Here is a 19,719-nt window from a genome sequence, read left to right as displayed (position 1 = left end):
ACCAAAACTTAACTTCGGATAAACAAGATGAAAATCAACCGACCCAACTTGCTCTTAGCTGCTACAACAACCCTACTTGTTAGTAACTTATCGACCGCTATACCAGTTCAAGCACTGACTTGGACAATGAATAATGGTTCTCTGGCGGGAACTAATCCGATTACCGGTAGTTTCACCATCGACAAGGAAAATAGTGCAAATCCTAGTCTTACTTTTAGTAACATTATAATTGGCCCTCTCAATTTCACGAAAGCTGACTTAGTTAAGATTAGTTTAGCCAATCCTATTGGCAGTGGTATAGAATCTATTGATTGGGTTAATGGCTCTAATAGTCTATCTCTAGTTTTTAACTCTCCCTTTTTAACTACAGCAGGAGGGACAGTTACATTAAATAATTTTGTTAGTGATTTTAATGGTGATATCGTCAGTGGTTCTGTTACAGGTGCATCAAATCCCCCAACTACCGTCCCCGAACCTAACTTGAGCTTGGGACTGATTGCTTTTGGTACACTGCTAGTGGTCAGATCAAGATTTAATTAGGGTTTGCTGAAAAAGGCCTAGGCTGGGGTAAGTATGCGGCAGCCTAAAAAGATTGTATTGTGCACCAACAAGGACAAGATTAACTGACTCTAGTGCAGTCAAAGCTGATCGCCTGAAGCCGTCAAAACTATCCAGGGTGCAGGAGTTGAACCTGCCTAGCACGAATTATGAGTTCGTTGCCTCAACCGCTCGGCCAACCCTGGGTTATACTAATAACTCATTATAGATCGGTAATCACTCTGAACGTGAAAATTCAGCCCCACCAAGATGAAAAAATTTGCAATCAGCACCTCCTTGCAGTTAGGACTCCTTTTGATGGTAGCCATGTTAGCCGCCGGTTTCGGTAGCGGTTGGGTAGCCTATCAATTGGGAATCGCCTCCCTGAAGGGAGTCAGTCAACCGGATATCAACCCCGCTAAAAAGTTTACCAACGATCGCACCAGTTATGGTCGCAATCAAACTTTTATCCCCGTGAAAGAAGAAGAAGTAATTAAAAGAGTGAGAGTTTATATGCAACAACAGAAAAACCAACCGCAATCAAAGGACGAAACCAAAGGATAGGCTTTAAAAAAGGCGAATTTTGCCTTTTCGCTATGGATAATCAGGATTTATTGACTCGTTTAATTTTAGTCTTTTTACTAATCGCGCTCAATGCTTTTTTCGTAGCGGCCGAATTTTCGCTTGTGTCTGTCCGTCGTACCCGCGTCAGTCAGCTAGTGGCTGCGGGAGATGTGCCAGCGCAGACGGTCCAATCTCTACAAAGAAGTCTCGATCGCTTACTTTCCACTACCCAATTAGGTATCACCCTTTCTAGTTTAGCTTTAGGTTGGATCGGGGAGAGTACCATGACCGTTTTTGTGAAGAAATTACTAAGTTTTTTACCCTTTTCTTTAAACTGGCAAAATCTTCTCTCCCATGGTTTCTCTCTTTGTCTAGCTTTTTTAATCGTTGCCTATCTCCAGATAGTTTTTGGGGAACTTTATCCCAAATCCCTAGCTTTAATTTATGCCGAACCGATGGCGCGATTATTAGCCGCACCTATTGGGGTTATTTCCAGGATTTTTAAGCCTTTTATCGGTATTCTGAACCAATCAACTCGTTTTTTATTGGTTTTAACCCGTATCCCCGAAGTGGATCTACAGCGTTCTAATCGGGTAACTTCCGAGGAATTACAATTAATTATCAGCATGGAAGGGGAATTAACGGGATTAGAAGCAGCGGAAAGGAAAATTTTAAATAATGTTTTCCAGTTTAGCGAAATCACTGCCGCAGAAATCATGGTTCCCCATAACCGCTTAATAGCTATTCCCTCGACCGCAACTTTTGAGGAATTACTGCTCCAAGTAGTTAACAGCGGCTATTCTTGTTATCCTGTGGCAGGAGATTCCGGTGATGATATCCGTGGTCTGATCGATTTTAAAGATTTAGCTTTACCCCTTGCCGAAGGTCAGTTAAATTTAACGACCCCGATTAAACCTTGGTTAAAACCTGCGCGTTTTTTCCCTGAAACCACTCCTTTAAATGAATTACTAACAGTGATGCGGGAATCATCCTTAAAGATGGTTATCATTGTCGATGAATTTGGCAGAACAGCCGGTTTATTAACCCTGAAAGATTTAATCGGCGAGATTCTAGGAACTTTTCCCCCTAGGGATCAATCAGGAACAGTGGAATATCAACTCCTCGATGAATCGACTTTTCTCGTACAAGCACAAATGAATTTAGAGGACGTGAACAAAGCATTAAATTTAAGTTTACCCTTGGCCGATGAATACCAAACCCTAGCTGGTTTTGTCCTCCATCATTGGCAAAAAATACCGAAGGTGGGAGAACAATTATATTACCAAAATTTAGAATTTACCATCATTTCTAAGGTCGGCCCTCGCTTGGAACAAATTAAGATTTATCGTCAACAACCATCCTAAGGATATAAACAAGAAACAACTTTTCTCATTTATTCTTTTTGATTGTTAAGTAGTTGGTTATAATTAAATTAAAAATGGATTTTAGGTTCGATCCCCCCTGCCTCCCTTGATAAGGTAGGGTTGATTCATGAATCAACCCTACCCTTGATAAGGGGGGTGTCTGATAATTTTTAACGCCTACCTACTTAATCTAGTCAATAGCTGCCCACTCCTGTCACCATGAAACACCTTTTGACACTCATCCCCCTCAGCTTGGGATTAATTGCCCTCACCCCCGCAAATTTGCCCCTAGAACGCCTTGAAATCTCACAATTAGGAACATCTACGGGATACGATGAACGACTGCTAACGGACAAAAAAACCCTCCTACAAGCGATCGATCATAGTTTACGTTATCTGAATAGCTCGGCAGCGATCCGCGCCTATCAAAATTATCCTATTCCTGAAATAACTCGTCAGCGAGTGCAGCGTTCCTTAGTCCGTTTTCGTCAATTAGTGCAGAATTCTCCCACTCCCGCAGCTCTACAAAATGCAGTTAAAAAAGAATTTATTTGGTATCGTTCTTTGGGTAATGATAGCCAGGGAAATGTTAAATTTACTGGTTATTTTGAGCCAATTTATCAAGCAAGTCGGCAACAAACCGCCGAGTATAAATATCCTCTCTATCGCCGACCTTCTAACTTTTCTCGCTGGTCTAAACCCCATCCAGCTAGGGTAGAATTAGAGGGAAAAGATGGTTTACTGGGGGAAAATAGCCGTCTAGCGGGATACGAATTAGTCTGGTTAAAAGATCGCTTAGAAGCTTATTTAGTTCATGTGCAAGGTTCGGCAAAATTACGTTTACCGAATGGTCAAATTATGAGCATCGGTTTTGATGGCAATACCGAGCATCCCTACACAAGTCTGGGAAAAGAAATGATTGCCGATGGTATTTTTTCCGCCGAGGGTTTAACCTTACCAATGGTTTTAGATTTTCTCAGAAGTAATCCCGATCAATTAAAAAATTATATTCCCCGCAATAATCGGTTTATTTTCTTTCGAGAAACCCACGGCGCACCGGCCACTGGTAGTATTGGAGTTCCGGTTTTACCAGAAAGATCGATCGCTACAGATAAAAGTATTTTTCCCCCCGGTGCTTTAGCAGTAATTGAGACAGAAATTCCCCAGGAAAATCTTAATAAAAAATTAGTTAGTCGCTATGTTCTCGATCAAGATACTGGCAGCGCGATTAAAGGTACTGGGAGGGTAGATATTTTTATGGGAACAGGAAAAAATGCTGGCGAGCGAGCCGGTTTAATTAATACTCCCGGTCAGTTATATTATTTATTATTGAGGGAATAGGAAATAGTACAGGTAAAATTAAGATAGACTCCCCAGAATCAGTTATCATAACTTAAGTGAGAACTTAAACAATAGAATCATGAAAAAAACCATAAATATAGATTGGTCGGATTGTGGTCCAATTACTTTAGTAGTCGTGCAACCCACCTCTTTTTGTAATCTCAATTGTGATTACTGTTATTTACCCGATCGCCATTTAAAAAATACCCTATCCTTAGATTTAATCGAGCCGATTTTTCAGAGGGTTTTTAGTAGTCGTTTTCTCCAAGATAATTTTACCATTTGCTGGCACGCCGGCGAACCCTTGGCAGTTCCCATCAGTTTTTATGAAAGTGCCTTTGCTAAAATTGCGGAGGTTAGCGAGAAATATAATCAGCAGGGTTACTGTTTTCGTCATTCGGTACAAACTAACGCCACTTATATTAACGATGCTTGGTGTCAATTATTTAAAAAGCATGATGTTTATGTGGGAGTCAGTATTGATGGACCGGCTTTTATTCACGATATCCACCGGCAAAACCGCAAGGGAACTGGCAGTCATGCTGCGACGATGCGGGGGATTTCTTTCTTGCAAAAACATGAAATTGATGTGAGTGTTATCGCTGTTTTAACAGAAGATTCCCTCGACTATCCCGACGAAATTTTTAACTTTTTTTGGGATCATGGTCTTACCGATGTGGCTTTTAATATGGAAGAAACCGAGGGAATTAATTCACAATCTTCCTTATATAAATTAGGCATTGAACAACGTTATCGCCAGTTTATTGCCAGATTTTGGGAGTTAGTCACGGCCAAACAAGGAGAATTTAAGCTGCGAGAATTTGAATCGATCTGTAGTTTGATTTATACGGATGAACGCTTAGAAAATACCGATATGAATCGACCTTTTATGATTGTCAATTTTGATAATCAAGGTAATTTTTCCACCTTTGATCCGGAATTACTATCGATTAAAACCCAACCCTACGGCGATTTTATCTTTGGTAATGTTTTGACCGATTCTCTGGAATCTATCTGTGAAACCGAGAAATTTAAACAAATTTACGCTGATATGCGCGGTGGAGTCGATTTATGTCGGCAAAACTGCGATTATTTTGGGGTTTGTGGGGGTGGTGCCGGTAGTAACAAATATTGGGAAAATGGCACTTTCAACTCCACAGATACTAAAGCCTGTTTATACCGGATTAAGTGTATCACCGATATCGTTCTCGATCGCCTAGAAAATTTATTAGAAGTTTAGGGATCTTTTTAGCTATCAGTTATCGGTAATAAGTGAACTTAATAACTGTTTACTAATAACCTAGGAAAAAAACCTGCTCTAATGCTATTTTTCAAAAGTAACGACAGAGATGGTCATGCCTGCTACGAATAAAGAAAAATGGTATTATTCTTCTTCTAAACTTAATCCTAACGCCTGTAAGCGTTCCGCTAGTCGGTCTGCACGTTGTTTTTCTTTATCAGCGCGTTTCTGTTCTTTATCAGCGCGTTTCTGTTCTTTATCAGCACGTTTCTTTTCTTGATCGGCACGTTTCTTTTCTTGACGCATTTGAGACTCTAACTCAACAGTTGTTAAAAATTTCTCTCCATCGGGACGATACAATTCTAAACTAGATTTATCCCAGATAAAACGCATACCTAAACGGGGACTTATCCAGTCATTGATGGGGATAATTTCTCTTAAATTTTCTCCCTGTCTTTGCCAACCTTGTAAACGACAGCGCATCGGGTTATATAAATAGTATTCTTCTACATTATATGTGTCATAAAACTCTAATTTTCGACTCATTTCTGCTTTTGTATTCTTCGGTGATAGAATTTCAAAAACCACTTGAGGAGCGATATTTTCTTCCTGCCATTGACGATAGGAACCCCTTCGTCCTTTGGGACGGCCAAAAGCTACCATCACATCGGGAGCAACCGGTGAAACCAAAGTAGAACGCAGAGGATACCAGAGTAAATCTCCGGCAATAAACACCTTAGGGTCATCGGCAAAGATAATCTCTAAATTCTCCTTAATTTTGACAATCCACTCATATTGTTCGGTATTATCTGCCATCGGTTGACCATCGCTATCCGGGAAAAGAAGATCGTCGTCAATATCAAGATAACTAACCATTGTCTTTTAATTTTAATAGATGGTTGTTTTCTGATTGTAGCAAGATAATTAAGTAGGTAGGCGTTAAAAATTATCAGACACCCCCCTTATCAAGGGTAGGGTTGATTCATGAATCAACCCTACCTTGAATCAACCCTACCTTGAATCAACCCTACCTTGAATCAACCCTACCTTGAATCAACCCTACCTTGAATCAACCCTAGGGAGAGGGGGGGAGTGGGGAGAAGGGGAGGGGGGAGGAGAGAGAAAAAAGCTGATGGTTGACAAAAGGTCTTAAGCTGCGGTTATATCTATCAGAGTCTATATTTATCAAAAAGTTAATTGACTAGAATCTATAAAAGGGTTAGGATTGATGGTGACAAATAGTTGTTATTGAGGAGGGCATAGGAACTTGATACAGGCAACCCTGCACCAGTTAAGGGTTTTTGAGGCTACCGCTCGACACAGTAGCTTTACCAAGGCGGCCGAGGAGTTATTTATCACTCAACCTACCGTCTCAACCCAAGTCAAACAACTCACAAAAGCCGTGGGTTTACCGCTATTCGAGCAAATTGGCAAACGTTTATTTTTAACCGAAGCGGGTCAGGAATTACTGTTCACCTGTCAAGAGATTTTTAATAAATTGGACAACTTTCAAATGAAAGTGGCCGATATTAAGGGAACTAGACAGGGAAAGCTGACTTTAGGCGTAATTACTACCGCTAAATACTTTGTGCCGCGATTACTGGGGGCATTCTGTCAACAGTATCCCGGTATTGACATTGCCCTGCAAGTGACTAATCATCAGAAACTGCAAGAGCGAATGTTAAATAACGAGGATGACCTCTATATTCTCAGTCAACCCCCGGAAGAAGTGGAACTTTGTTCTCAGTCTTTTCTGGAAAATCCCCTAGTGGTGGTGGCGCGACGAGATCATCCTTTGGTAGGCCAGAAAAATCTCCCCCTTGAGTGCCTCAACCAGCAACCTTTTATTATGCGCGAATCGGGATCTGGAACCCGCCAAGCGGTACAAAAATTATTTAATCTCCACGATATTAAAGTTAAGGTGCGCTTGGAATTAGGCAGTAACGAAGCGATTAAACAGGCTATTTCCGGCGGTTTAGGGCTATCGGTACTATCTAAGCACACTCTCATCTCGGAAGGGGAAAACGGCGAATTAGCCATCCTCGACTTGGAACATTTTCCGATTCAGCGCGATTGGTACGTTTGTTACCTGGCCGGAAAACAACTTTCCGTGATTGCCGATGCTTTTTTAAAATACCTGCTGGAAGCTAGTCAAACCATCCCCATTCATGCCCCGTTAAAAAATGGTCACAGCTTATTAATGAGCCATTAAACCTTAAACTTTAATTCAGGATCATTTTTCTTCTTGAGGTGGTTATATGTTCGAGTCCTTCAGCCAGACCATCTGGTTGGTACCTCTTTACGCCTTTGCGGGCGCACTTCTCGCCCTACCCTGGTCTCCCGGTATTATCCGGCAAACCGGCCCGCGACCGGCCGGTTATCTGAATTTGATCATGACCTGCTGGGCTTTTTTGCATAGCCTTTTTGCTTTGCTCGCCGTTTGGGGTCGTCCGCCGCAATCTATAGCATTTAATTGGCTAAATGCCGCAGATTTAAGCATATCTTTAGATGTGCAGATTTCGGCCGTTAATATCGGGGCGTTACTGCTAATTACCGGCTTAAACCTCGCCGCTCAGGTATATGCGATCGCCTATCTAGAAATGGATTGGGGTTGGGCAAGGTTTTATTCTCTCGTCGCCCTCTTTGAAGGGGGTATGTGCGCCCTCGTTATCTGTAATTCGCTATTTTTCAGCTATTGTGTGCTAGAAGTTCTCACCCTCGGCACTTATCTGCTAATTGGTTTCTGGTTCAATCAATCTCTGGTGGTAACGGGGGCGCGGGATGCTTTTCTAACCAAACGGATTGGCGATTTAATCCTGTTGATGGGAGTGGTGGCCCTTTTACCCCTGGCGGGAACCTGGAACTTTGACCAATTGGCAGAATGGGCGGCTACAGCCAATTTAAACCCCAATGTGGCTAATTTACTCTGTTTAGCCCTGATTGCCGGTCCGATGGGCAAATGCGCTCAATTTCCCCTGCATTTATGGCTAGATGAGGCCATGGAAGGACCGATGCCAGCGACAATTCTGCGGAATACCGTCGTCGTTTCCACTGGCGCTTGGTTATTGGTCAAATTAGAGCCGGTGCTACAATTATCGCCCTTAACCTTGCAAGTAATGATCGTTGTTGGCTCTGTTACTGCTATCGGTGCTGGTTTAATTGCGATCGCCCAGATCGATGTTAAGCGTTCCCTTTCCTATTCCGTCAGTGCCTACATGGGACTGATTTTTATCGCTGTGGCCACCGGACAAACGGAAACCGCTTTAGTGTTACTCTTTACCTACGCGATCGCTATGTCCCTGTTAGTCATGGTGGTGGGTAACATCATTTGGAATAATATCAGCCAAGATTTAAGCCAATACGGCGGTTTATGGTCCCGTCGTCCCGTTTCCGGTATTTGTTATCTCGTCGGTGCCGCTAGTTTAGTTGCACTGCCTCCCTTTGGTGGTTTTTGGGCATTAGCGCGCATGGGCGATCGCCTCTCGGAAATCAGTGGTTTACTGTTATTAGTGCTATTGTTGGTCAATGCTTTAACTGCCTTTAGTGTCACTAGAGAATTTTGCGTTTTCTTTGGCGGTAAAATCAAACCGATGACCCTGCGCTCTCCGGAAGCTCTTTGGCCCTTAGTTATCCCCATGACTGTGACCATGGGTTTCGCCCTTCATCTGCCGATTTTATTGGCGCAATGGCATTTATTACCAAGTAACTTAAATCTGGGAGTGGCTTTTCTCTTGGTACTTTCCACTGCTGCGGGCGTAATTCCGGCAGCCTATATTTATCTGAATGAAAATATCTCCAAACCGATCGTTTTTCAACCGAAAGCCCTTCAAGATTTCTTTGCCAACGACCTTTATACAGCCAAATTGTATAAAGTCACCATCGTTTTTGTCGTCGGATTAATCTCGCAAATTATTAACTGGATCGATACCTTTCTGGTGGATGGCATCGTTAATCTGGTGGGATTAGCCACGGTTTTTGGTGGTCAGAGTTTGAAATATAACGTCTCGGGCCAGACCCAATTTTACTTTCTGTCGATTATTTTGGGGGTGGCTTTGATTGGTATTATCATCTGCTGGCCCCTACTAGCACAAATTTCTCTAGTTTTCAGTTAAAGATTTGATAACTTAGGCTTTTCTTTAGCATCCCCGGCCCTGACAATAGGATTTGTCCTGATTAATGGAAACAATTACCTATGTTCAATACCTCTCGTCGCCAATTAATCCGTTATGGGGGTGGTTTTTTGGGAACCAGTCTAGCCGCCACTGTTTTGGGTTCTCAGTTGTCCAAAACTAACGCCCAAACCGCCGTTAATTCCCAGCCATGGCTAACGGCTCAAAATCAAGGATTGAACCCAGACCAGGCCTTAACTATGCTCATGGAAGGCAATCAACGTTTCTGGGAACGAAGAAAAAAAAGTCCTAACCGCGATCAAGCTCGACTCACAGAAGTGGCCGAAAGTCAAGCCCCTTTTGCGGCAATTTTGGGCTGTGCCGATTCTCGCGTGCCGGCAGAAATTGTTTTTGATCAAGGATTAGGAGATCTATTTGTTTGTCGGGTAGCGGGAAATTTAGCCACTTCCGAAGAAATTGGTAGCCTCGAATTCGGCACGTTGGTGTTAGGAGCTAAGGTAATTGTTGTCCTCGGCCATTCTCGTTGTGGAGCGGTAAAAGCCACCATTGAAGGCGGTCGTTTTCCCGGACAAATCGGTCGTTTAATCGATGGCCTACAGGTGGGAGTTGATCGGTCTGAAAAACAACCCGGTTCCGACAAACTTGAGCGAGCAATTAAATCCAATGTTGTCTATCAAGTAGAGAAATTGGGCAAGTCCCCGGTCATGGGTGATTTAGTAGATAAAAAACAATTAAAAATTGTTGGAGCCTACTACGATCTCGATACCGGCAAAGTGAGTTTAATTTAGTCAATTCTAGATTAGCCATCGTGTCGTTTGGCTAATCCTTTTCTCATCCCAGTCATTATAAATTCGATCGATACCAATATGCTCAGTACCCTGCTTTGGTTGCCAATAATTGGAGCAATTATCGTCGGTCTTTTCCCCGATAAATTCGCCCCAGCAAAATTACGTCAAATTACCCTCTTTTTTGTTGCTGCCGTCTTCTTGTGGTCTTTATATCTGCTGACCCAATATAACTTAACCAGTAATGGCTTTCAATTTTCTGAATACCGCGAATGGGCAAAACCAATCGGTTTAAGTTATAACCTCGGAGTCGATGGTTTGTCCTTACCGTTAATTATTTTAAACTGTTTCTTGACAGGAATAGCTATCTATAGTAGCGAAGAAAAAATAGAGCGTCCCCGACTTTATTACATCCTAATCCTCCTGATTAACGCCGGGGTTTCTGGGGCATTAATGGCTAAAAACCTGCTGCTGTTCATCGTTTTCTATGAACTAGAATTAATCCCCTTTTATCTGATGATTGCTATCTGGGGAGGCGAAAAACGCGGCTATGCTTCGATTAAATTTCTTCTCTACACTGCTGTCTCCGGGTTATTAGTCCTAGCGGCATTTTTAGGCATAGGTTTCCTCAACGGTGGTACTTTTGACTATTCCTCCCTCTCCACCGCCGATTTCTCCCAAAAAACCCAGTTACTGCTCTTAACTCTGCTGTTAGTGGGATTTGGCATCAAAATTCCCCTCGTACCTCTCCATACTTGGCTACCGGATGCCTATACGGAAGCTTCCCCCGCTACAGCAATTTTATTAGGTGGTATCCTCGCTAAACTCGGTACTTATGGCTTAGTTCGCTTTGGTCTGCAATTATTCCCAGAAACTTGGTCTTTAATCGCCCCCGGACTGGCAATTATCGGCGTTATTAGCGTTATTTACGGGGCCTTGAGCGCTATTGCCCAAAAAGACATTAAACGCATGGTGGCCTACAGTTCGATCGGTCACATGGGCTATATACTGGTAGCAGCCGCGGCCGGCACGGGTTTAAGCGTCCTTGGTGCCGTCGCGCAGATGATTAGCCACGGTCTCATTCTCGCCCTCTTATTCTATCTGGTGGGCATCGTCGAACGCAAAGCCGGAACTAGAGATTTAGACGTTTTAAACGGTTTAATGAACCCAATTCGCGGTTTACCCCTGGTTAGCGCCCTATTAATTCTCGCCGGTATGGCCAGTGCTGGGATCCCCGGATTAGTGGGATTTGTGGCGGAATTTATCGTTTTTCAGGGTAGTTTTTCCCGTTTTCCCGTGCAGACGGTTCTCTGTATCATCGCTTCCGGTTTAACGGCGGTTTACTTTGTTATCCTGCTTAATCGCACCTGTTTTGGTAAATTGGATAATAAACTTGCCTACTATCCCAAAGTCTTGAAATCGGAAACTATCCCCGCTTTTGTCCTAATGGTATTAATCGTCTTTTTAGGTATTCAACCCAATTATTTAGTCCGTTGGATTGAACCCACCACTAACTCGATGGTTGCCAGCTTATCGGGGGAAGCAAAACCTAGTTTTGTCTTCAAAAAATCTTCGCAAAAGTCCTCAAAAACCAACTGGTTGAATCGGGGTAAATATTTGAGTAATAGTTAGTTATCCCTTGCTGTTTCCGAATTATTGTAACCGCTGCTAATTACTTTACCTAAAACTATGACTGGGACATTAATCAAAGCCAAAATTCCCCCTTCTACTCACGAATTTGCCAACATTATCCACCGTTTAGAAGCCGGTGGCTCCATGTTGCCGGATACTCCCGAAAACCTGATGCAAATTATCGGCATTTATAAAGCTTATGCCGTGCCGATGGATTTTTATTGGCGAGATCTGCTCTATATTGCCGAACGAGTTTTCCTCGATCCTTTGCCCTTTTTTAAATATTTTCTGCCCCAAGAATACCTAGACCTACAAAATCATTACGCTGGCGATAATGCCGATTTACGCATCTGGCGCGGTACGGGTTCCGCTCACCCTGAATTGTTAGAATTCATGGATAAAGGTAAAACCAGAAAAATGCCCAGATTAATCCATCACCTCTGGCATGACCGCGTTAATATGGAATTTGCCGAAGCTTGTATGCAAGCCATGTTGTGGCATGGCCGCGATATGGGTTGGGGTTTATTTGATGCCTATCTTGATTCAGAAGAATATCGCCAAAATGCCGACCGCGCTATTAAGGCCTATTTCAAGAAAAACCCCGTGATGATGAAACTTTATGACCTGTTCCCCGATATGTTCTTGGAACAGGTGCGGATGATGTCCTACTACTCTAATTTAGGACTATTCTGGGAAGTGATGGCCCCGGTATTTTTCGAGATGTCCGATATCTACGATGAAGGCGGCTTTAAAGGTGTTCCTGATGCCATGAATTTCCTCGTTAATGGTATTTTTGCCATCGCCGGCCGTCCAATTTACCATCACGTTTATATTGATGGTCAATGCTACGAAATTATCCCCAAATCAAAGGCTTTTACTTGGCTTTATGAAGCGGCTTTACCCTATGTAGAAGCGGTCTTTTATCGTACTGCTCCCTTCCGGGGTACAAAGTCCTATAATGCCCAAGCCAAACAGGTTCCCTACGAACAAAAAGACTTTCACTATGGCATTCTTTACGCGGATGTTTTCCCCGTGGGTACTGCGGGAATTCCTCCCACTTTGTTAATGGATGATATGTATCATTTTTTACCCCAATATCTGATCGATTACTATCAGCAACACTGCCGGGGGGAAGACGATATTTTGATTCAATTGGGTATTAGTTTCCAGCGATCGATGTATAATGTGACTTCGGCAGTTATTCAAGCTCTACGCACTGCTTTACTCTATCCCCTCGACGATCCTAATCCCAAACATTTACTTAAAAATCGTCAATTCTTTGAGGCACAAATGGACAGATTTAAACGCCCCGAAGCGCGTCTTAGAGATATCCAAAGTCCTAATTATCGTTAAGGTTTTTTGATTATTTTTCTGGTGGGTTTATAGCCCACCTTTTTTGATATAATGAGATGACCGACACCCAACCTCAAAAAAGATGACCACTTTTCCCATCATCGACAATAACGGGTTTTGTGCGGATGAGGTAAAATTTCCCCCCAGGGATATCTGGAGTGAGGAACCCCCCTTGGCAAGCTACGCTCATTTACAACAAATTCTGATTTTACTTCAATGTTTAGAATGGTTATGGCAAGATCGCAATGATTATTTTGCCGCCGCTAATTTGAGCATTTATTATAGTCCTAATCAGAAAAAATCTGAGGATTTTCGCGGGCCAGATTTTTTTGTCGTTTTGGGAACAGAAAGACGCTTAGATCGAAAAAGTTGGGTAGTTTGGGGAGAAGGGGGCAAATATCCCGATGTTATCGTGGAAATTCTATCTCCTAGTACCGCCAAGGTAGATCGCGGCCAGAAAAAACAAATTTATCAAGATATTTTTCGCACTCCCGATTATTTTTGGTTCGATCCTGAAACCTTAGAATTACCAGGATTTCGGCTAATGGAAGGGCAATATCAAGCAATTGAACCGACGGACCGGGGTTGGTTATGGAGCGATCGCTTAGGCTTATTTCTAGGTATTTATCAACAACAATTACGCTATTTCAATAGGGAGGGGGAATTAATTCCTACCCCCGCAGAAGTGGCTAAACAGGAACGTCAAGAGAAGGTTTTAGCTTTACAACAAATAGAACAACTAAAATCTCGTTTACGCGAGTTAGGAGCCGATTGAGAAGGTATTTAGAGCCGTTTTTTTTCAGTGAAAACAGGGAAATTTTCCGTAAATTCCCCCACCCCTAACACCTCATACTAAATCCAGTTATTAAAGACTGATTATTTATTCCCCCTTTTGCCTCTTGCCTGACTGGGAGTCACAAGTCTAAGCTAAGAATAGCTGGCCAACCCGTCCCGACCACCGGATAACTGATAGAATGAATGATTCTAACGCTAATTCTCCCGCTCAATCCTCAGAAGAGACAATAGATGAAACCAATTGGGTAGATCTCGGGGAAGAAGGGAAACCCCTAGATAAACCCACTGCCAAACCTATCCAACCATCTCCTCTCAAGTCTATCGCTACCCTGATCACGGTGGAGACGGCTTTTTTGGCCAGTGCTACCAGTTTAATCTGGTTAATTGACTATTATTTTCCCCTCGGACCGTTATTAAGGGTTTTCTTCCCGATTCCTATCGCTTTAGCCTATTTACGTTGGGGCGCTCGTTGTGCTTCCATGACAGCATTAGTTTCTAGTTTACTTTTGTCGGTGTTAATGGGACCGACTCGCAGTATCGTCTTTTTGATTCCCCACGGCTTGATGGGGTTACAATTGGGGCTATGCTGGCGCCGGGGTGCGCGCTGGGAATTTTCTATCTTGACTGGGGGACTGTTAGGGGCTTTTGGTTTATTCTTTCGTTTTTGGCTGTTTTCAATTCTTTTAGGCGAAAATCTCTGGTTATATGTGATTACCCAAGCGACTAATTTTATCGATTGGATTTTCACCTGGTTAGGGATTCTCGCTAAACCGACGCTGCTGCAAGTGCAATCGGTGGCAGTTGTGGGCATATTTGTCAATAGTTTATTATACTTATTTGCCGTGCATTTAGTGGCGTTATTAGTTCTCGATCGCCTTGGTAATCCGATTTCTCGTCCGCCCAAATGGGTGCAGGCCATACTAGATTATGAGTGATTATTTAGCGCTTTATCGTCAGTATCTCCAGTCAATTAATCCGGCAATGGATGGAGAGTTTTTAATCGCAGAAAATCTATCTACTAATTGGGATGAACCAGAAACAGCTTTAGATTTTCATAACTGTGCGGTGATGGCTTTAATTGAAGCGGAAAATTCCCCAATGCGATCGATGTATGTGGAGATGGCTTTTCAATCTCTGCAAAGAGTCCTAGAAATGGCGGTTTATCCCCTTGCTACTGCCCATTTAGCTCTAGTTTATTATCTAGTAGGCGATCGAGATTTAGCGGCACAAAATGCTTTTAATGCTTTAGTCCAAGTGCTATCATCGGTGAATGCTAATTATCCCCCGGGGTTAATTTATTATTTTCCTGCCCATAACCAACGGGAGTTATTAAGGGATTTATTGGAGACCGCTAATTATAGCGAGCAGACCTTGTTCTTATCTACAGAAATATTATATCGTTCATCCCTAGCTTTTTATAATCAAAATGGGGTAAGATTTTTGGAATTAGCTAATCATGTTAACCCCAATTCCTGTCATCTCAATCGTCAATTAGGTATCGCCAAATTAATTAATCAACAGCTAGAAGGTTTATTTCATCTCCATCGCGCCGTTAATCTCGATCCGGAAGATGCCGACAATTTGCAAGCTCTTTATTTAGCCTATCGGGGATTAGGACAACAACAATTAGCTAATTTTTGGTTAGAAACAGCGAAAGTAACGGGGAAAAGTTGGACAAATTTAGATATAAATCAGCCCTTTACCTATCTCGATTTTGATCGGGATATTACCCTAGCTGTAGAAGCAAGTTTTCGCAGTTTTGTCACGGGAGTTTTACTCGCCCAAGGGGATTGGTTTGAAGCAGAAATGGAATTTTGGCGCCATAGTATTAGGGAAGGAATGACGGTTATTGATGTGGGGGCAAATGCTGGAGTTTATACTTTCAGTGCCGCTCATCGAGTCGGTAAGACGGGAAAAGTTATCGCTATCGAACCTTTTTCCCAATGTATCCAGTTGCTAGAAGAAACCTGTCGGGTTAATCAATTTTCTTGGGTTTATCCCTGTGGAGGAGCGGCCAGTAATCAAGGGGGAAATGTTTATTTATCCCTTAATCAAGCTAGTGAATTAAATGAAGTCGTTACCGATGCAGCCCAATTAAAGTCAGACAATTACGAAGCAGTTCCCTGTTTTACCCTCGATAGTTTAATTGATACCTATCAGTTAGAAAGGGTGGATTTACTCAAAATTGATGCGGAAGGCCACGAAGTACTGGTTTTAGAAGGTAGTCAACTTTTAATTGAGCGTTTTGCCCCGATTATTCTCTACGAAAATATTGCCGGTAATCAAGGCAGTAATTTAGCTGTGGCCCGATGGTTAGAGGGGAAAGGTTATCGACTATACCGTTATCGTCCCTACCTGCAAGAATTGCTAGAAATCGAGTCAGAAGCCGATTTACAGGGAATTTTGAACGTTATCGCCTTGCCTGAACGGGAATTAAGGGATTAAGGAAACCGTCAATGCGGTCATCTCATGAATAATCCTAACTAGACCGGCGGGTTGATTAATTCTTGAGAAAGCCAAAAGGAGATAAAAAGGGAATTTTAGCCTGAAAAGTCGGCTATATAGCTTTTTATAGCTGTTTTATTGCCTATCATTGCTCCTGTCTCCTGTCTCGGAGTCTCCTGTCTCGGAGTCTCGACTAGGAAATTAATTTTGCACGACTACTTATCATCTTGTCAGAGAGTGACCGAGTGAGTTATAGTCGTCTATAAGACTCGATTAAAGCATTTCTTAAAAGAATCGTGGTTTTTGGAAAATCGAAAAGTGCGCTATTTTCCCTTCCACAGAAACCTGTTGCCGAGGGGAGTAACTCAAAAACTCCTTTTTTCCTAGATTCTGATAGACAGAACCGGCGGAAACGGATAAAAAATGCTGTTATCGAGCAAGACTCAGGGATTAATTGAAAATCTCGTCTCCTGGCTGTGCTTACCTAATTGTGGGTCAAGCCGGCACTTGCCAAACAGACTTAACAACTGAAACCAAGACTCAGTTCCCACGTCTGGGGGGCAGATGAACATCAAGATGAGGCTTTAACGATGCGGACTCATCTTCTTAGAACTTTCTTAACAAGACCAGATTTCCAGAAGTAGCCTCAAAGCATAGACAAATAGCCCATGGTCCGTCGCTTTTGAAACCGAAAGATTGAGGAAATTGAATGCCAAAACAAATAATCATAGCCGAACAACACCATATAGCGGCTGTTTTTTGGGAAGATCAAATTCAGGAATTAGTTGTAGCCACAGGTAATCAGCAGGTGGCCGACATCTATCTAGGATTAGTAGAAAATGTCATCCCCGGGATAGATGCGGCCTTTGTCAATATTGGCGATGCGGAACGCAATGGCTTTATTCATGTCACCGACCTAGGCCCCTTAAGACTGAAAAAAACCGCCGGTGCTATCACCGAATTACTGGCCCCCCAGCAAAAAGTGCTGGTACAGGTAATGAAGGAACCAACCGGTAACAAGGGACCGCGGCTAACGGGAAATGTCACTCTTCCCGGTCGTTATCTGGTATTGATGCCCAATGGTCGCGGGGTGAATCTTTCCCGTCGCATCCGCAGTGAAGACGAGCGCTCCCGTTTACGAGCTTTAGCGATTTTGGTCAAACCGGCGGGGATGGGGTTGCTGGTACGCACCGAGGCCGAAGGCAAAGCGGAAGAGGCGATTATCGAGGATTTGGAATTTCTGCAAAAACAGTGGGAGAGCATCCAACAGATGGCCGTCAGCACCAGGGCCCCGGCCCTGCTTAACCGCGATGATGACTTTATTCAAAGGGTTTTGCGGGATATGTACAGTGCCGATGTCAATCGCATTGTTGTTGATAACCCGATGGCGGTAAAACGAGTTAAACAGCAATTGACGAACTGGGGCGGCGGCAAAGCTCTCGAAGGGGTTTATATCGACTCCCATCGGGAAACCCAGCCAATTCTCGACTATTTCCGGGTTAACGCTGCCATTCGCGAGGCCCTGAAACCCCGGGTTGATTTACCCTCCGGCGGCTACATTATCATCGAACCGACGGAAGCTTTAACGGTAATTGATGTTAACTCCGGTTCCTTTACCCGTTCGGCCACGGCCCGAGAAACCGTACTCTGGACTAATAGCGAGGCCGCCACAGAAATCGCCCGACAACTGCGCTTGAGAAATATCGGCGGCGTGGTGGTGGTGGACTTCATCGATATGGATTCCCGTCGCGACCAGTTGAAACTGTTGGAATTGTTTAATAAGGCCCTGAAAAGCGATAAGGCCCGGCCCCAGATTGCCCAATTATCGGAATTGGGGTTAGTGGAATTAACTCGTAAGCGTCAGGGGAAAAACATTTATGAATTATTCGGCAAAACCTGTGACCATTGCGGCGGACTGGGCCATTTAGCCCATCTACCCGGAGAAGGCAACGCCATCGCCCTAGAAACCCCCACCCTTAGCCGCACCGAAAAAGAAACCTTTGTCATTGCTCCGACTAATACAAAAGTTCTACCTGATAAGAGCGCTCCTAGCGTTGCGGCGGCCGAACCCTATCTAGAAGTTTTCTCCGAATTTGAGGCCGAAGAAACCGCCCAAGGGATGGATCTTTCCTTCCACCCCAACTATCAAGAACAGGTTAATAATTCTCGCCGTCGTCGTCGTCGTCGTCCCTCGGAACTGTTGCTAAAAGAGGAACGGGGCGAAAAAGCCTCTACTAACGGTGTTAACAACGAAATCGAGCCAGAATCAGAACCACAACGCTTTGAGGAAAAACGAGAACGCCCCGCCCGTCTCTCGAAACGGGGAGAAGATGCCAGCGCGGGCAAAAATATCCCCGTCAGCGAACGGGAGCGGGTTTCCGTGGAAATGACCCCCGTAGAACAGGAAGTTTATTCTTTAATGGGCATTTCTCCCCTGATTCTGGTGGATAAGGAGTTTAAAGACCCGAAATCGGTGATTGTTTCCGTGAAACTGCCAGGGGAAAGAGAAGCGGAAAACCCAGAAATGCCTGTTACTCCTGAAATATCCTTGACTCCTACCCTAGAAGTCGAGGACACCCCGGTAGAAGCGACGGAAACCGCCGAGGAAGCCGAAAATCGCTCCTTGGTGCGCCGTCGTCGTCGTTCCACCACTAGCGAAGTTAGTCAGGAAATCGGCCAAGAAGCTAGTGCGCCAGTGACTTTTACGCCCCAACCGATTGCGTCCGAAACTCCAGTTTTTCTGGGTGAAGTCATTCCTTTCGAGACCCCGGTGAGCGCCGAGGTGACAGAGGAGCCACAACTAGAGCCTGAAACCGCGGTGCTGCGTCGTCGTCGTCGTCGTTCCTCCGCCACTGTCGATGAGTCATGAGCGCAGAACCCTTAATTGCCGGTGTCGATGAGGTGGGGCGCGGGGCTTTATTTGGCCCCGTGGTGGCGGCGGTAGTGGTCACTGTCCCCTCTGGTTTTGCACGGCTGTGGGAGTTGGGGGTGAAGGATAGTAAGCAACTTAGCCCCCAAAAACGGCAAAAGTTGAGCCGGCAAATACAACGGGATTTTGTTTGTCGCATCGGTTATGCTACGGTGAAAGAGATCGATCGCTTGAATATTTTTCATGCCTCCCTACTGGCGATGAGCAGAGCTATCGGGAAATTACCCCTTTCCCCCAGTCTCTGCTGGGTCGATGGCAAGCACATTATTAAAGATTTGTCAATCCCCCAAAAGGCGGTAATTCAGGGAGATCAACAATCCCCGGTAATTGCGGCGGCCAGTATCGTGGCCAAAGTCTGGCGCGATGACTTAATTACTCGTTGGCACCGACGCTATCCCGATTATGGACTCGCTCGTCACAAGGGTTATGGCACTGCTCAACACCTAGAAGCGATTGGCAACTATGGAGTTACTTCTCAGCACCGGCTCTCTTTTAGTCCCTGTCAACCGAGGTTGGAGCATGACTGCCGAACAATTTGCCCAAGGGTTATCGAAATTTCTTAACCGATAGTTAGGGTATGCTGAAAAAGTTTTTCCTGGTGGCA

16 protein-coding genes and 1 tRNA gene are annotated in these 19,719 nt (G+C 43.9%); 15 read left to right on the top strand and 2 right to left on the bottom strand.

Annotated elements, in window-relative coordinates:
* Positions 1–27 precede the first annotated feature (27 nt).
* Positions 28–540, top strand: a complete 513-nt coding sequence (locus RAM70_RS05455) for a hypothetical protein (protein WP_008203188.1) — start codon at positions 28–30, stop codon at positions 538–540.
* Between the two features lie 130 nt (positions 541–670).
* Here the strand turns inward: RAM70_RS05455 and RAM70_RS05450 are convergent.
* Positions 671–743, bottom strand: a tRNA-Ile gene (locus tag RAM70_RS05450).
* 64 nt (positions 744–807) lie between these two features.
* On the opposite strand from RAM70_RS05450, the gene RAM70_RS05445 reads away from it, so the two are divergent.
* The 4 genes from RAM70_RS05445 (at position 808) to grrM (ending at position 5,046) form a co-directional block, all read left to right on the top strand.
* Positions 808–1,101 (top strand): hypothetical protein, encoded by a 294-nt coding sequence (locus RAM70_RS05445; RefSeq protein ID WP_002768475.1) that lies wholly within the window; start codon positions 808–810, stop codon positions 1,099–1,101.
* A gap of 32 nt (positions 1,102–1,133) precedes the next feature.
* Entirely contained in the window at positions 1,134–2,465 is a 1,332-nt protein-coding gene (locus RAM70_RS05440; protein WP_312672658.1) for a hemolysin family protein, read from the top strand.
* Between the two features lie 219 nt (positions 2,466–2,684).
* A complete protein-coding gene (gene mltA / locus RAM70_RS05435; RefSeq protein ID WP_312672657.1) occupies positions 2,685–3,806 on the top strand; it encodes a murein transglycosylase A in 1,122 nt (373 codons plus the stop codon).
* Positions 3,807–3,885: 79 nt separating this feature from the next.
* A complete protein-coding gene (gene grrM, locus RAM70_RS05430) occupies positions 3,886–5,046 on the top strand; it encodes a cyclophane-forming radical SAM/SPASM peptide maturase GrrM/OscB (protein WP_312672656.1) in 1,161 nt (386 codons plus the stop codon).
* Positions 5,047–5,190: 144 nt separating this feature from the next.
* Here grrM and RAM70_RS05425 read toward each other — a convergent pair whose 3' ends face one another.
* Positions 5,191–5,922, bottom strand: coding sequence for a Uma2 family endonuclease (locus RAM70_RS05425; RefSeq protein ID WP_045361831.1), 732 nt, complete (start codon positions 5,920–5,922; stop codon positions 5,191–5,193).
* A gap of 391 nt (positions 5,923–6,313) precedes the next feature.
* On the opposite strand from RAM70_RS05425, the gene RAM70_RS05420 reads away from it, so the two are divergent.
* From RAM70_RS05420 to rnhB, 10 genes are all read left to right on the top strand, one after another.
* Positions 6,314–7,258 carry a LysR family transcriptional regulator gene (locus RAM70_RS05420; RefSeq protein WP_288000395.1) on the top strand — a complete coding sequence of 315 codons (945 nt, stop codon included), beginning with the start codon at positions 6,314–6,316 and terminating at the stop codon, positions 7,256–7,258.
* 46 nt (positions 7,259–7,304) lie between these two features.
* Complete coding sequence (locus RAM70_RS05415; RefSeq protein ID WP_312672655.1) at positions 7,305–9,158, top strand: NAD(P)H-quinone oxidoreductase subunit F; 1,854 nt, start codon at positions 7,305–7,307, stop codon at positions 9,156–9,158.
* An 80-nt stretch (positions 9,159–9,238) separates the two neighbouring features.
* The gene (locus tag RAM70_RS05410) at positions 9,239–9,964 is read left to right on the top strand and encodes a carbonic anhydrase (RefSeq protein ID WP_288000397.1); all 726 of its coding nucleotides are present in this window, start codon (positions 9,239–9,241) and stop codon (positions 9,962–9,964) included.
* Between the two features lie 78 nt (positions 9,965–10,042).
* Positions 10,043–11,593 carry an NADH-quinone oxidoreductase subunit M gene (locus RAM70_RS05405; protein WP_288000398.1) on the top strand — a complete coding sequence of 517 codons (1,551 nt, stop codon included), beginning with the start codon at positions 10,043–10,045 and terminating at the stop codon, positions 11,591–11,593.
* A 57-nt stretch (positions 11,594–11,650) separates the two neighbouring features.
* Positions 11,651–12,946 carry a CO2 hydration protein gene (locus RAM70_RS05400; RefSeq protein WP_190381593.1) on the top strand — a complete coding sequence of 432 codons (1,296 nt, stop codon included), beginning with the start codon at positions 11,651–11,653 and terminating at the stop codon, positions 12,944–12,946.
* A gap of 82 nt (positions 12,947–13,028) precedes the next feature.
* Complete coding sequence (locus RAM70_RS05395; protein ID WP_045361816.1) at positions 13,029–13,721, top strand: Uma2 family endonuclease; 693 nt, start codon at positions 13,029–13,031, stop codon at positions 13,719–13,721.
* Between the two features lie 199 nt (positions 13,722–13,920).
* A complete protein-coding gene (locus tag RAM70_RS05390) occupies positions 13,921–14,676 on the top strand; it encodes a DUF2232 domain-containing protein (protein WP_190381595.1) in 756 nt (251 codons plus the stop codon).
* Positions 14,669–16,186 (top strand): FkbM family methyltransferase, encoded by a 1,518-nt coding sequence (locus RAM70_RS05385; protein WP_288000400.1) that lies wholly within the window; start codon positions 14,669–14,671, stop codon positions 16,184–16,186. Before RAM70_RS05390 ends, RAM70_RS05385 begins: the two co-directional genes overlap by 8 nt.
* Positions 16,187–16,895: 709 nt before the next feature.
* On the top strand, positions 16,896–19,055 hold the full coding sequence (gene rne / locus RAM70_RS05380) for a ribonuclease E (RefSeq protein ID WP_045361808.1): 2,160 nt from the start codon (positions 16,896–16,898) through the stop codon (positions 19,053–19,055).
* Positions 19,052–19,678 (top strand): ribonuclease HII, encoded by a 627-nt coding sequence (gene rnhB, locus RAM70_RS05375; RefSeq protein ID WP_045361804.1) that lies wholly within the window; start codon positions 19,052–19,054, stop codon positions 19,676–19,678. The genes rne and rnhB overlap by 4 nt, the downstream gene beginning before the upstream one ends.
* Positions 19,679–19,719 lie beyond the last annotated feature (41 nt).

Origin of the sequence: Microcystis wesenbergii NRERC-220 (assembly GCF_032027425.1) — a bacterium.
Lineage (GTDB): Bacteria > Cyanobacteriota > Cyanobacteriia > Cyanobacteriales > Microcystaceae > Microcystis > Microcystis wesenbergii_A.
This window is presented reverse-complemented; position numbering and strand designations above follow the sequence as displayed.